Origin of the sequence: Frankia sp. AgPm24, assembly GCF_023243055.1 — a bacterium.
In the GTDB taxonomy this organism is placed as follows: Bacteria; Actinomycetota; Actinomycetes; order Frankiales; family Frankiaceae; genus Frankia; species Frankia umida.
Map to the genome: position 1 here is coordinate 14319 of NZ_JALKFW010000221.1, position 13965 is coordinate 28283.

Annotated in this window: 8 protein-coding genes; 5 read left to right on the forward strand and 3 right to left on the reverse strand. The window is 71.5% G+C overall.

From position 1 onward, the window contains the following. Window positions 1-807: 807 nt before the first annotated feature. Window positions 808-1872, forward strand: a complete 1065-nt coding sequence (locus MXD61_RS25955) for a phosphatase PAP2 family protein (protein ID WP_248816039.1) — start codon at window positions 808-810, stop codon at window positions 1870-1872. Between the two features lie 26 nt (window positions 1873-1898). Here MXD61_RS25955 and MXD61_RS25960 read toward each other — a convergent pair whose 3' ends face one another. Beyond that, on the reverse strand, window positions 1899-3119 hold the full coding sequence (locus MXD61_RS25960; protein ID WP_248816040.1) for an acetyl-CoA C-acetyltransferase: 1221 nt from the start codon (window positions 3117-3119) through the stop codon (window positions 1899-1901). A 374-nt stretch (window positions 3120-3493) separates the two neighbouring features. On the opposite strand from MXD61_RS25960, the gene MXD61_RS25965 reads away from it, so the two are divergent. Beyond that, the gene (locus MXD61_RS25965) at window positions 3494-5404 is read left to right on the forward strand and encodes a C2 family cysteine protease (RefSeq protein ID WP_248816041.1); all 1911 of its coding nucleotides are present in this window, start codon (window positions 3494-3496) and stop codon (window positions 5402-5404) included. 30 nt (window positions 5405-5434) lie between these two features. On the opposite strand, the gene MXD61_RS25970 is transcribed toward MXD61_RS25965, so the two are convergent. After that, window positions 5435-6373 (reverse strand): universal stress protein, encoded by a 939-nt coding sequence (locus MXD61_RS25970; RefSeq protein ID WP_248816042.1) that lies wholly within the window; start codon window positions 6371-6373, stop codon window positions 5435-5437. A 1665-nt stretch (window positions 6374-8038) separates the two neighbouring features. Between MXD61_RS25970 and MXD61_RS25975 the strand changes: the two genes are divergently transcribed. Further along, a complete protein-coding gene (locus tag MXD61_RS25975) occupies window positions 8039-9907 on the forward strand; it encodes a hypothetical protein (protein WP_248816043.1) in 1869 nt (622 codons plus the stop codon). A gap of 214 nt (window positions 9908-10121) precedes the next feature. After that, on the forward strand, window positions 10122-12011 hold the full coding sequence (locus MXD61_RS25980) for a GMC family oxidoreductase N-terminal domain-containing protein (protein ID WP_248816044.1): 1890 nt from the start codon (window positions 10122-10124) through the stop codon (window positions 12009-12011). 51 nt (window positions 12012-12062) lie between these two features. On the opposite strand, the gene MXD61_RS25985 is transcribed toward MXD61_RS25980, so the two are convergent. Further along, entirely contained in the window at window positions 12063-12911 is an 849-nt protein-coding gene (locus MXD61_RS25985) for a hypothetical protein (RefSeq protein WP_248816045.1), read from the reverse strand. A gap of 372 nt (window positions 12912-13283) precedes the next feature. Here MXD61_RS25985 and MXD61_RS25990 point away from each other — a divergent pair, with 372 nt between their 5' ends. Beyond that, the gene (locus MXD61_RS25990) at window positions 13284-13811 is read left to right on the forward strand and encodes a peptidylprolyl isomerase (RefSeq protein ID WP_248816046.1); all 528 of its coding nucleotides are present in this window, start codon (window positions 13284-13286) and stop codon (window positions 13809-13811) included. Window positions 13812-13965: the final 154 nt, after the last annotated feature.

A 13965-nucleotide genomic window follows, 5' to 3' on the forward strand; every position in this document is an offset into this window, starting at 1 on the left:
CGACATCCGGTCCGACGGCGTACCTCGGGATGTATAGCGTAGGTCACATCGCGGGCGGGAGTCCCGGGCATCAATCTTTTCCGACTTCTTTTTGTGTCCGGTCAGACACGAGATGTAGTTCTATGCGGATAGTTCGCTGCCATCGATATACGCAGCGAATCCTATCGTGCCCTCATGCGGCCTGAAGGTGCCCCCCCATGCGAAAGCGGTGGCGCTGTGCCACCGCGCGGCCCGTCCCTGCTGTCAAGGGCGCCAGCCTCGACCCGTGGTCGGTCGCGGATGGACCCTCGGGCCGAGACCGTAAGGCCTGCGGGGCCGAAAGCGTGCTTTCCGGGGCGCCTTCGGGCCGCCGTGGGGTGCCAGGGGCCGCGTGCGGGCGGCGGGCGCCAGGTCGTGACTGTGAGTGGGCAACGCCTGGCCGTGCCGTGGCGGATCGGGTCGCGCGTGGGCCGCGAGTCGGGTCGCACCGTGGGTGCGCTTTGGTGGGGCGGGGTTCACATCCGGGGATCTCGCCGGAGTCGGGAATCCGACAGGGTGAACGAACCAGGCCGCGTCGTCCCGGAATCGATGATCTCTGGTTCCTCGTTGTTAATCTGCGGGTAAGCGGGGAAAAAGCGACCTGGACAGTTCGCCCTGTGTTGGACGCATCGGGCATGCGGTGATGGGCGGAAGTCGAGGAAAGATCCCGGACTGAGCCGTATCTCACACGCAGTTCGCTGTCGCCCTTACCGATCGGTCGGTAGGAACGAAGAGGCAGGTGAACGGGACGTGTCCTGATGGGGAGGCGCGGATGCTGCGGAGCTGCAGATGGTGAGCGCAACGGGCCAGGTGTTCCCGAACGAACGGCACCAGGGTGGGCGGGTCGTTGACCTGCTACGGGCGAGTTGTTTCGTCCTCGGTCAGGTAGTTCTGCTGGGGTCGCTGTACGTGCTGTACGACCTCGGTCGCCACCTCGCCACCGGTCGTGAGCTGGAGGCGCTGCGGCACTCCGTCGACGTCTGGAACCTCGAGCGGCTTTTTGATCTCCCGGATGAGGCTTCGCTGCAGGCGCTGGCGATGCGTTCCACCCGGCTGCTGGAGCTGGCGAACCGCTTCTACGTGACCGTGCACTTTCCCGCGGCGATCACGTTCCTGCTCTGGGTTCTGCTCTTTCAGCGTCACGCCTGGCGCCGGGTACGGACTGTCATTGCCGTCTCCACCGGCGTGGCCCTGATGATTCACATCGCCTATCCGCTGGCGCCACCGAGGTACCTGCCGCGCGTACTGCCCCAGGTCAACCTGATCGACACCGGCGCCGTGATCGGCCCTTCGCCCTACGGTCCCCATGACACCGTCGCCAACCAGTACGCGGCGATGCCGAGCCTGCACATCGGATGGGCGATCCTCGAGGCCTGGGGCGTGATCACCATTCTGCGCATCCGCGCCCGATGGCTCGCGCTGATTCACCCGATCATCACGACCATCGTGGTGGTCATCACCGCGAACCACTACTGGCTGGACGGCATCATCGGCGGCGGCCTGGTCGTGGCGGCGGTCCAGCTCACCCGCCCGGAGGTGCAGTCCCGGATCCGGCTGTGGGCGATCATGCTCCACCTGCCGGTCGGCGCACCGCGGGCGGCCGTGGCAGGCAGCGGTGCGGTGTCGTCCCCGCTGCCGTCGCCTCGCCGGCCAGCCTCATCCACGTCGACCGTGCCCAGTCGAACCGCGATGTCCGCCTCCGCCTCGGCGGCCGCGACCTGCGGCCCACCCTCCGCCCCACCACCGACATCGGCGGAATCACCCTCGGCGTCCACATCGTCACCATCCTCCGCGTCGATGTCGTCGACAGCTGAGCCGGTCAGACGGGTCGACTCGACGGGCCCGGCAGGCTAGACCGCTGTCCATGTGTGCTCGGGACCTCAGGAGAGCCGTTCGATGATCAGGGCCATGCCCTGGCCGCCGCCGATGCAGGTGGTCTCCAGGCCGATCGTCGTGTCGGTGGTGCGCAGCCCGTTGACCAGTGTGGTCAGCAGGCGGGCACCGGTCATGCCGAACGGGTGGCCCAGGGCGATGGCGCCGCCATGCACGTTCAGTCGGTCGAGGTCGATACCGAGCTGACGGTAGGACGGGATGACCTGGGCGGCGAACGCCTCGTTGATCTCCACGAGGTCGACGTCGTCAATGGTCATCCCGGCGCGGGCCAGTGCCCGTCGGGTGGCCTCGACCGGACCGAGGCCCATGATCTCCGGTGACAGTCCGCTCACGCCGCTGGCTGTCACCCGGGCTATCGGAGTGATGCCGAGTTCCCGGGCCCGTGTGTCACTCATCACGACGACGGCGGCGGCTCCGTCGTTCAGCGGGCAGGCGTTGCCCGCGGTCACCGTGCCGTCCGGGCGGAACACCGGGTGCAGTGCCGCGAGGGCCTCGAGGGTGGTGCCGGGCCGAGGGCCGTCGTCGGCGTCGACGATCGTGCCGTCGGGCAGCTGCACGGGGGTGATCTCCCGCTTGAAGAAGCCGGCGTTGATCGCCTTCTCGGCGAGGTTCTGCGACCGGCAGGCGAACGCGTCCTGCTCAACCCGTCCGACCCCGGTGAGCTGGGCGACGTTCTCCGCCGTCTGCCCCATGGCCATGTAGACGTCCGGGAGTTCGCCCCGACCGCGCGGGTCGGTCCACGGGGGGGCTCCGCCGCCGGCCCGGGCGGCCGTGTGACCCTGCGCGCCGGCATAGCCGGGATTCTGCGTGCCGGGCAGGTTGTCGCTGTTACCGCGAACGTATCCGCTGACCACCTCCACACCGGCGGCGACGAAGACGTCCCCCTCGCCGGCTCGCACCGCGTGCATCGCCATCTGGATGGCCTGCATCGACGACGCGCAGTAGCGGGCGACGGTCGTGCCCGGCACGTTGTCGAGCCCGAGGGTGACCGCGACCACGCGACCGATGTTGTGGCCCTGTTCGCCGCCCGGCAGACCACAGCCGAGTATCAGATCGTCGATCTGGTTCGGGTCCAGCATCGGGATCTGGTCGAGGACGGCTCGCACGATCGTGGCGGCCAGATCGTCGGCCCGTAGACCCCGCAGCGAGCCCTTGAACGCTCGTCCGATCGGCGAACGGGCAGCGGCGACGACGACTGCGTCGGGCATGACCGACCTCCCCATCCTTGCCTGACCCGTCGGGTGGCACCGGGTCCGGCCGCTCGTCCTCGGCGCTGTGTTCGCGCGATTGCGGACGGACGGAACAAATGATCGAAACTGTAGCGCGATGACCACTCCTGGGTCGCCCGACGCGAGCCCGGGGGACGCCACCTGCCCGGCTGCGATCTACCCTCAACCGATCGGAACGGAACGAATAGGACCTCTGTCGGACCACTCGCGGATCACTGACGGGGCCAGTAAAGGACAACTCGCCCCGACCGACCGACCGCGCCGTCGGACGTCGGACGCAGGCGGACGGACGCGGTCGGCGATCGGTGCGGGCGCTGGGCCCGGCCAGGGAGGACGCGCGGAGGGCGTGGGCGATGGACATCGCGTTTGGTGCTGGTGCTGGTGTCGAGGCGGTGCGGGTGGCGCGGTGTACGCGGGAGCTCGCCGGCTGCGCGGCCGAACTGCGCCGGCAGGCGTCCGAGGCGTCGGCGATCGCGGAGACGCTGGTGGACACCGCGCTTGTTGGGGCGGACGTGCCGGCCCGGTCGGGTGAGGGCCGCGCGTCGCGGAGGGGCTCCCCACTCACGGATCGGCTGCGTGCGGCGATGGCGTCATGGCGCGAGCAGTTCGCCCTGAGCGCCGAGGCACTGCACGGCCTGGCGAGCCGGCTGGACCAGGCGGCCGCGGCCATGCCGGTACGGCAGTCGTGGCCCCCGCCGCCGTCGGCGATCGCGGCGGCCAGAGTCGTGGCGATGCCGTGGCCCGTGGTGACGGCCGTGGCGTCGCAACCGGCTGGGTCATCGGAACCGAACGGGGTGATCCTGCTGGTCCCGGACGAACTGACGGTCTGCGCTGCTCGGTTGCGTTCCGTCAGTGGGCGTGCGGAGGCCCTCGAACGGGCGGTGGCTGGATCGATGGGTCGAGCCGAGCAGGTCCTGCGCGACGCCGCGACGCCACGACCGATCACACCGATGTCGGTGGAGGTGCTGCGGGAGACGACCGGACGGGGGCTGCGGGTGGCCTCGGTGGGGGCGTTCGCGGCCGCCGTCGATCTGGAGGGCAGGCTGGTTCGGCTGGCCGACGGGCCGTTCGCGTCCCGGCCCACGCCGGCCGGTGCGGGTTCGGCGCTGGCGATCGCGGCGGGGCTGCTGGCGGCGGTCGATGCGACCACCTCGGGGCGGTCCCGGGGTCGCTCGGCCGCGGCGACGCTGCGCGCCACCCGGGCCGCGCTCGCTGGCCTGTCACCGGTGACACGGGCGGCGGTGATCAGTCAGCTGCGTGGGGCCGGGCTCGCTGCCCTTGGCGAGCAGGCGCGCCGGCTGCGCGCGGCTTCCAGCCGGCTGGCGGATCCGTCCGAACTGGGCACTGTGGCGCAGGCGATCGAGCTGGCCGGGCTCGCCGATGACCTGCTCGCGTCCGCGCCACGCGAGATGATCGACGAGCTCGTCCGGGCGCTGCCCTGGCTCGAGCCGGCGCCACCGACCGTGCCCGCCACCTGGTCGGCGTCACTGTCTCCGGCCCCGCGACCGGCCGGCACGCCATCGGCGCCGGTGTGGGCGGATCGCTCGTCCGAACCGTTGGTGCGCGACGGGATCGGGTCGGATGACATCGGCCAGGGGACGGTGCCCGACTGCTACCTCGCGGCCGCGCTGGTCGGCTTCGCCGCACAGGACCCGGACCGGCTGGCCGCGGGCATCCGGCGCAATCCGAACGGCACGGCCACCGTCACGCTGCACCCGACCGCGGATCGCGGTGATGGTGCCACGTCCACGAACGTCACGTCCACGAACATCACGGTCACGGCGAACCTGGCGCAGGGGCTCGTCCGGATGCGACGGGACGGTCCGGTCGGCTGGCAGGAACTGGCGGTGGACGCGGACAACGCCGACGGCCGCGGTGAGCTGTGGCCGGCACTGTACGAGAAGGCGTTCGCCCGGCTGCGTGGCGGTTATCCCGCGTTGGGCTACGGCAGCACCGTCGCGGCGCTCAGCACGCTCACCGGGCATCGGGCCAGCTGGCGCGACGCGCGGCGGACCGGCTCGGACGACCTCGCCGCCGCGCTGGGAGATGGCGAGGTCGTCCTGGTCACCACCCGCGAGCGGACCGGACCGGCGGGGCTGGTCGCGGCGCACGCGTACGCCGTCCTCGCGGTGGACAGCGGGCGGGGGCGGGTGTTGTTGCGTAACCCCTGGGATCCGCCGGCGGGCGAGACCAACGAACGCTGGTACGACTGGTCGGCGGTGCGCGGGGACGTGCGCACCGTGGTCCGCGGCGCCACGAGGTAGGCCGGCCGGGTCGGATGTGGCGGTTCGGGCTCAGGGTGAACGGATGATCGCCACCGGTACGGCCGAGTGGATCATGCACTGGTGGCTGACCGAGCCCAACAGCAGCTCGGCGAACCCACCGTGACCGCGGGCACCGACGACCACCAGGTCGCACTCCTTGCCGGCGGTGAGCAGCGCCTGGCTCGGCGAGCACGGGACGGTCCGTCGCTGCGGCCGCAGACCCGCCGGCAGCTCGTCGCGGACCCTGGCGATGGCCTCGTCGAGAACGGTGGACGCCTGGTCGCCGAGCACCTGCGTGATCTCGACCGGGGTCGCGGCGAACGGCACCGGCAGCGCCGCGAACCAGGCGTGCACGGCGATCAGCTCGACGCCGCGCAGGTCGGCCTCGGCGGCGGCCCACACCAGCGCCGCCAGCGAGTTCGGTGACCCGTCCACGCCGACGACGACGGGACGCGGCTGCTGGAGGAAGCCGTGCCCGGGCTGGTCGTTGCCACCCCGGGCGATCACGACGGGCACCGGTGCGTGCACGGCCACCGAGGTGCTGACCGCGCCGACCCGTAGCCGGTGCAGCAGACCGCGACCGCGGGCACCGACCACGATCATCCGGGCATCGTGCCCCACGGTGAGCAGCGCCTGCGCCCCCGGCTGGTCGACGACCTCCTCGGCCACCGTCACGGGTGCCACCGCGACAGTGGCGGCGGCGGCCACCCTCGCTGTCGCCACTGGTGTCGACGTCGCTGCCGCCGCGGCCGCCGCGATGGCCTCGGTGACGGTGCGATGAAGGAGATGGGCGGCCTGTTCGGCCACCTCATCGGCGGAGTGTGGCCAGATCGGCTCCGGTGTGCCCGAACCGATGCCGATCACGGCGCGAACCGTGCAGCTGTGCCGTCGCGCCTCGGTCAGGGCCCAGTCCAAGGCCACCCGGGAGCCGGCCGAACCGTCCACTCCGACCACGATGTCGTCGTTCACGCGCGGCCTCCTCACGGTCGCCGGACATGGATCGCCGGTGCTCCCGCCGCTACCCGGTCGATACCCGGACCTGGCCGGCGGGAACCCGACCCCCCGACCTGGGGCATGCACCGGCCAGGGGCCGACGGACCCGGTGCGGCCGGCCGAGTTGCGGGTCTGGTGTGGTGGATGGGTGTGGTGGCCGGGTGGGCGTCCCGGGACCACGGTGGTGTGTCCTTGACCCCCGGCTGGTAGCCGATGGGTTGGCCGCGGGGGGACGGCCTGCCGGAGGGGTCGGTCCGGTCCGCTGCCATCCAGCGGCGAATCCGATGGGTGAGCATGGTTTTGGCGCATCCCGGAGCTACGCACAACACGGCGTTCCCACCAGATCACGTAGCCCTTGCCCGTTGATGATGTGAGGTTGTGCGCGGGCGGCGCGTGATACGCCTGATCGGCCGGAATGTCCAGGATCTGTCCGCAACCGAGAGCACTTGCACCAAGAACATTTCGGACGGGGGAGGAAACGCCGTCCGGCCTCGTCGGGTCGTCACCGATCTTCGACGCACCGTGCCCACCCTGGTTGAGCGGGACGGATCCCGCCGCCGCGCGCGGCACCCGTTCCTGGTGTCCGTCGATCGGTCGTTGGTATTCGAACCCGGGCCGGATCGGTGTGATCGACCGGCAGTGTGCGGTGGGTCGACAAAGGACGAGGTGCGCCGTCCGGGGTGATCGAGGGGGAGTCGCCAGGGTGCGGGCCGTGGTCTTTTTTCCGGCTGACCTGAACGGCTTTTACGGGCTGTTCCGATGGGACCGGGCGGGATCGCGCCACCTGCGCCGCTGACCCGAATTCACCGTCGGCCAGGTGCCGGTCGGGGAACGGGCCGAGCGGTACGGCCGACGGCCGGGCGGGTGACACCGGGGCGGTGGTCTGGCCGGCTGGCCGGCGGCCTGGCCGTCCGACGTCGGGGTGTGCCGGTGGGGTGGTGTGATCGGTGGGCCATGAACCGGTGCCCACCGCGGGGATGGCCGGTCGGGTGTCGGGTGGGGGTCGAGGCACCGCGGGAACCGTTCGGTGCTTTCCGTCGACCGATCGCTCCAGGTCGGTCTGGCGACCCAGGATTCCGCTGTTACCCGTGCACCCATCGAGACTTTGTCAACATGATTTAAATTTTTTCTCCTGTGTCGGATGGACCTCGCCTGATTCAGTGTTCGGGGTGGCAGTCAAGTGTTTCGATGGTTGATTTCGATGAATGCTCGTGGTCTCGATGTGGTCGCCTGGAATTCTTTTTGCTGCGAAGCAGTCACCGGATGTTTGATGTTTCTGTCACACCACGACCACCCAACGGCGGTGATGGAGTCATGTCCTCTTCATGTGAGCGTGGTGGCTCCCCGCAGGAGCCCCATGATGCGGTGCGGAGTACGGTGCCTGAACACACGTCGACCCGCCCGCCCCCCGTCGATCCCGTTCCGTCGGGCTCGATCCCCGGACACCCGGTCCCTGCCCAGTCGGACCCGGGCCGTTCGTCAGCTCCACGTGACAGTGTGGCGTCGGGCGACGGTGCGGCTTTGAGTAACGGTGCAGCCTCACGTGGCAGTGCGGCATCGCCGGGCAGTGCGGCATCGAGTGACAGTGCGGCATCGAGTGACAGTGCGGCATCGAGTAACAGCGTCGAGGGAAGGAGGCCCGTGCCGTCGGACACCATCCAGCTCGCCATCCCTGGTGCGCTGGTCTCCGTCCGAGTGGCGCAGGACTCCGGGACGCTGATCGGTGATCGCATCGGATGGCAGCGGGCCATCCTGCGGGCCGGCCTACCGTCCGCGGCGAAGCTCGTCGCCTGCACGATGGCCAGCCATCTCGCCGAGACGCCGTCGAGCGTTCCCGACGGCGTGGCCGTGAGCGGCCCAGGGCTGCGCACACTCATGGACCAGACCGGTTACAGCCGGACCCACGTGCAACGACAGGCGTCACGCCTGCGCCAGACGGGCTGGCTGACCACGGTGGCCCGCCCGTCCGCCGGGCGGATGACCCGGTTCGCCCTGACGATCCCCGACTCGGCGGTGGAGTCCGGCCTCGTCCGGCTGGTCGAGAGTCCGCCGGTGGCCAGCGCCGAACGGTCGTCGGCGGCGAACGCCGCACCCGGCGGGCCTGTCCCAGGCGGTGCCGGGGCAGGCAGCGTCCACCGGGCAGGCGGTACGAGCGGCCCCCCGGGTGGCGACAGCGACGGGGCTGACACCTCCGTCGCCTCGTCCGCTCCCGGCGCCGCCCCTGCCTCCGGCTCCAGCTCCGGCTCCGGTGGAATCGGGGCAGGCCATGGCGGTCGGCTGCGTGGCACCGGCGCGGCAGCGGCGGGCGGACCGACCCGGCGGCACGGGCGCCGTGGCCGGTTGGGTTCGCGTAGCTGGGCCGGCGCACGCCGCCGTAGCCGAGTGATGGCAGCGGTGGGCTCCGACGCCGCGATGGTTCCGGACAGCGCCGTGGCTTCTGACGCCACGCTCGGCGCTGATGTGACGGTGGGCGCTGATGTGACGGTGGGTGCTGACGTGACGGTCGGTGCTGACGTGACGGTCGGCGCCGGGATGCCGCTGGGGTCCGAGACGCCTGCCTCCGTGCCCGACACCGACACGCGGCCGCTGGCCGACGCCGTCGAGGACATGCCGGCCGTCGAGGACATGCCGGCCAGGGCGGCTGGCGCCGAGGTGACCACGCTCTCCGACGCCGAGCCGGTTCACGAAGCGTCTGCCGGGTCGACCGAGAGTGCCGAGCCCGCCGGGTCCGCGGAGGGTGAGGTGGTCGACCCGTCGGTGCCGAGCATCCCGCTGCCGCCGCCGTCACCGACGGCGCTGACACTCGCGGCAACCCAGGTGATCAACGTGCTGGCGAACGCGATGCGGCGGTCGACGTCGGACTACGTCTCGCTCCTTGCCAAGCTGGAGGTCATCTTCGACGAGGACAACTGGGATCCGGTCACGCTGGCGCTGCACCTTGTCCACATCATCAGCACCGGAGTGCTGGTCGGGGACGGCGACGAGATCGACAACCTGTCCTGGCGACTTGACCGGCTGCCGCGTTCCTCGGCGGAGTGCGAGTGCCGGTCCTGCATCGAACAGCGGGCCGAGAAGCTCCGGGCCGCCGCTGCCGCCCGGGCGGCGCAGACGGATCAGGTGCGCCCATCGGCCTACGCCGACATGGGCGTCGACGGCACGTGGACGCCCACCGCCAGGCCGGCGGCGATCAGCCCGGCCACTCTGCGCACCGGTTCGCCCAGGGTCGCGAGCTCGAAGTACGCGAACGTCGGCGCCGTGCGGACCAGAGCGCCCCACGGCACGTCCCCCGCCAGCGCGGTGCGCTCGGAGCATCCCGCGCCGGCCGAGGTCCCGCTCCCGCCGATCGAGGAGATCGAACGAGCGGCTCAGGTGGGCCTGGAGGCCCGGGCACGCGCCCAGGCCGCCGCCCAGGCCGCCGCCCGCACCGGGGCCGTCCTGAGCGGCACCGCCCCCGCCTCCCAGGGGGACACACACCTGCTGGAACGCCGCGACCCCAGCAGCGCGGCCTGACCTCACGTACCGCGACCTTCCAGGTCTGGCCTCCTCGGGCCAGACCTCCCCAGCCGCGAGTTTTCGGGTCGCCGAGCGTTACGGCGTCGGCGTCGCGGTCGGGGAACGTAGTCGAACGGCGCATCGTTGACGTCATCGCGGGTCGACCGGTGCGCCGTGGTGGTCGGATCTGCGCGTCAGGAGTGGCCGGCAGCGAGCGCGGTAGGTGGCGAGCATGGCGATCGGTCCGTTCCGAAGGCGTCCTGACCCCCGGGTCGGCGGGCCCGCCGAAGCCAGCGACGAGACCGGGCTGGACGGCGAGGGCACGTCCGGCATCGATGTGGTTGTGATCGGTAGCGGTTTCGGGGGGAGCGTCAGCGCACTTCGGCTGGCGGAGAAGGGGTACCGGGTCCTCGTCGTGGAGGCGGGGCGCCGTTTCACGGCGGAGACGCTGCCCCGCACCAACTGGGATCTGCGGCGATATCTGTGGCTGCCGCAGATCGGCTGCCGCGGGATTCAGAAGATCACGTGGCTGGGGCGGGTGCTCGTCCTGTCCGGGACGGCGGTGGGCGGCGGCTCGGTGGTCTACGCGAACACGCTGTACCGGCCGCTTGACGCGTTCTACACCGATCCGCAGTGGCGGGACATCACCGACTGGCGGGCGGAACTCGCGCCCTACTACGACCAGGCCGAACGGATGCTCGGGGTGGTGGCGAACCCGTCCACGACCTACGCCGACGAGGTGTTCCGCGGCGTCGCCGAGGAGCTCGGTGTCGGTGCGAGCTGCGGGCCGTCCCGCGTGGGGGTGTTCTTCGGGCGGGACGGGCAGCAGGAGCCGGGTGTCACCGTGGCCGACCCGTACTTCGGTGGGGCCGGCCCGAGCCGGACGGGCTGCGTCGAGTGCGGCGAGTGCATGACGGGCTGCCGTCGCGGTGCCAAGAACAGCCTGGACCGCAACTACCTGTGGCTCGCCGAGCGGGCCGGCGCCCGCATCCTCGCCGACACGACGGTGACCGCGGTGCGTCCCCGGCCAGGTGGCGGCTACGAGATCGACATTGTCACGGCACCCGTCCGGGACGCGCGTCAGCGTGCCGCGGCCGGTCGAGACACCGGCCTGGCGGGCTGGTGGCGGCGCCCGCGGCAGCGGCGCCAGCAACGCCAGCGGCGGACGTTGGTCACGGAGCAGGTGGTGTTCGCCGCCGGCACCCTGGGCACCCAGCGGTTGCTGCACCTCGGGCGTGAGCGGGGGGAGCTGCCGGGACTGTCGGATCGGCTGGGGGAACTCACCCGGACGAACTCCGAGTCGATCCTCGGGGCGAGCCGGCACCGCGCGGACCGTCGGGTCACCCAGGGTGTCGCGATCACGTCGTCGTTCTATCCGGACGACCACACCCACGTGGAACCCGTCCGCTACGGGCGAGGTAGCAACCTGATGGCCCTGTTCAGCCTGCCCATGACGGACGGGGGCGGCCGATGGCCGCGCTGGCTGAAGGTGCTGCGAAAGATCGCCATCCATCCCTATCAGGCGATGGCCGGTCTGCCGTGGCGCTGGTCCGAACGGACCATGATCGTGCTGGTCATGCAGGCGCAGAACAACTCGCTGACGGTGCGTCTGCGCCAGGGCCCGCTCGGGCTACGGTGGCTGAGCAGCGGGCAGGGCCACGGCGAGCCGAACCCGTCCTGGCTGCCGGCCGGCAACGACGCCGCCCGCCGGGTCGCCGACCGGATCGGCGGGCATCCGCGCGGTTTCATCGGTGAACTCGTGGACGTCCCACTGACCGCGCACATCCTCGGCGGTGCGGTCATCGGCACCGACCCCACCCAGGGCGTGATCGATCCCTACCACCGGGTGTTCGGGCATCCGGGTCTGCACGTGGTCGACGGTGCCGCCGTCACGGCGAACATCGGGGCGAACCCCTCGTTGACGATAACCGCCCAGGCCGAACGGGCCATGGCCTTCTGGCCCAACCGGGGCGAGGCCGATCCACGTCCGCCGCTGGGTGAGTCCTACCAGCGGGTCGAGCCGCCCGAACCGGCCCAGCCGGCCGTGCCCTCGTCCGCTCCCGGTGCCTACCGGCGGCGACTGCCGTTGTTCGCCAGCACCGACACGCCGGGAGACCGCTGAACGAGCCAGCGGTTCCCGGCGGGTGAGCAGACAGCCGAAGGAAGGTACAGGTCAGCGGGGGCCGGGACGGCTGATCTCGCTGCGCGTGGTGTCCACGCCGGGCATTTCCTCGAGGCTGTTGGACGAGGCGCGCAGGCGATCGTCGAAGCTGCCGGCGGCCAGCGGGCTGGTGCCGGTCGCGGACGTGCCGGTGCCGGACGTGCCGGTGGTGGACGTGCCGGTGGTGGCGGCGCCCGTGGTGGATGTGCCGGGGGTGGACAGCGGGGTGGGGATGGGTTCGGGTTCGGTGCCGAGCGCGTCGCTGCCGCGCTGCGCCAGGTAGCGGCGCGCGGCGACGGTGCCAGCGGCACCAGCGCCGAGCAGGAGGATGGCCAGTGTGCCGCGGCGGCGGTGGCGGCTCACCCGGGCGAGCTTCGTCTCGGCCTTCGCCAGACGCTTCTCGAGGATCTGCTGGGCCTTGTCGGCTTCGAGGCGAGCCTTGGTCTCGGCCGCGACGGCCCGGTGGGAACGCTGCCGCTCGGCGCGGATCTCCGTGGTCGCGCGGGCGCGTTCAGCGGTGAGTTCCGCCCGCGAGCGGGCCTTCTCGACCTTGCGACCGGCCCGGCCGGAGACCTTGACGGCTTTGCCGGCCGCCTTGCCCGCGCCACGCCCGGCCGCCCGCTGCGCCGCGGCACCACCGCGGACGGCGGACCCGGAGGCATCGGAGACGAGGTGGGCGACGCTGGCCCCGGCGTCCCGGGTGGCGGAGGCCGCGGTGCCCGCCGTGTCACCGGCGATGCTCGCCGCCCGGTGTGCGGCGGTCCCCGCGGCGTCGGCGGCGTGGCGTGCGGCGTCCGAGATCCCGCTGACCGGCGCGGTGTCGGTGACGTGCGAGATACGGTCCTTCAGCGTCGTACTCATGGCGTCCTTCCCTGTCTGCCGTGCACAGTGGGCCGTGGGTGGGGTGGGTCAAGATCTCTGTGCAGTGTGCCGTACCCCGCTACCCGCCCTCTCCAACGCGCAGTTGCCTGCCAGGCGTGTCACGCCGTCCTGACCGGCCTGCCGGGGGTGCGTCCACGGGCGTCCGGTGGAGTCAGACGTGCCCGGATGTGGGCCTACCCGGGCGCGTCCGGATGAATACTGAGCGTGGACTCGCGCAACGTGGACGCGCCGGGCGCATACGATCGGGACCGGCCAGGGTGCCGTCTGAGCGGACACCGCACCGACCGGACACCGAACCCGGCCCGAGCAGGCCCGAACTGAACAGACCCGACCTGAAGAGAAGAGAGCCTCATGGCCGAGGAGCTGTACGCGACGCTGCGCACGACCGCGGGGGACATCGAGATCCGTCTGTTCCCCGACCACGCTCCCAAGACCGTTCGTAACTTCGTCGGCCTTGCCACCGGCGAGCAGGAGTGGACCGACCCGTCGACCGGCGAGCGCAAGGCGGGCACCTCGCTCTACAACGGCACGATCTTCCACCGGGTCATCCCGGACTTCATGATCCAGGGCGGCGACCCGCTGGGCTCCGGTCGGGGCGGCCCGGGCTACAAGTTCGCCGACGAGTTCCACCCCGACCTCGCCTTCACCCGGCCCTACCTGCTCGCCATGGCGAACTCGGGCCCGGGGACGAACGGCTCGCAGTTCTTCGTCACGGTGGCGCCGACGGCGTGGCTCACCGGCAAGCACACCATCTTCGGCGAGGTCGTCCGCGGCACCGAGATCGTGGACGCGATCGCCAAGGCGCCCACCGGCGCGCAGGACCGGCCGAAGAAGGACATCTCCATCACCGAGATCGTCGTCGATCGCCGACAGGCCTGACGGGCTGGCGGTCCGGGCTCACACAGGGGTTGTAACGATGGGCGCACCGCCGGAGTCGGCCAGTGAGCCGGGTCGGGACCCGTTCGCGCCAGGCTCCGGCGCGTCACCCCCAGGCCCAGGTGGCCCCGGGGGATCGCCACCCCCCGGCTGGCGG

Bases quoted from the DNA above. Each gene is read 5' to 3' on its own strand.
- MXD61_RS25990 (WP_248816046.1), top strand. From the start codon at position 13,284: ATGGCCGAGGAGCTGTACGCGACGCTGCGCACGACCGCGGGGGACATC.
- MXD61_RS25980 (WP_248816044.1), top strand. From the start codon at position 10,122: ATGGCGATCGGTCCGTTCCGAAGGCGTCCTGACCCCCGGGTCGGCGGG.
- MXD61_RS25960 (WP_248816040.1), bottom strand. From the start codon at position 3,119: ATGCCCGACGCAGTCGTCGTCGCCGCTGCCCGTTCGCCGATCGGACGA.
- MXD61_RS25985 (WP_248816045.1), bottom strand. From the start codon at position 12,911: ATGAGTACGACGCTGAAGGACCGTATCTCGCACGTCACCGACACCGCG.
- MXD61_RS25955 (WP_248816039.1), top strand. From the start codon at position 808: ATGGTGAGCGCAACGGGCCAGGTGTTCCCGAACGAACGGCACCAGGGT.
- MXD61_RS25965 (WP_248816041.1), top strand. From the start codon at position 3,494: ATGGACATCGCGTTTGGTGCTGGTGCTGGTGTCGAGGCGGTGCGGGTG.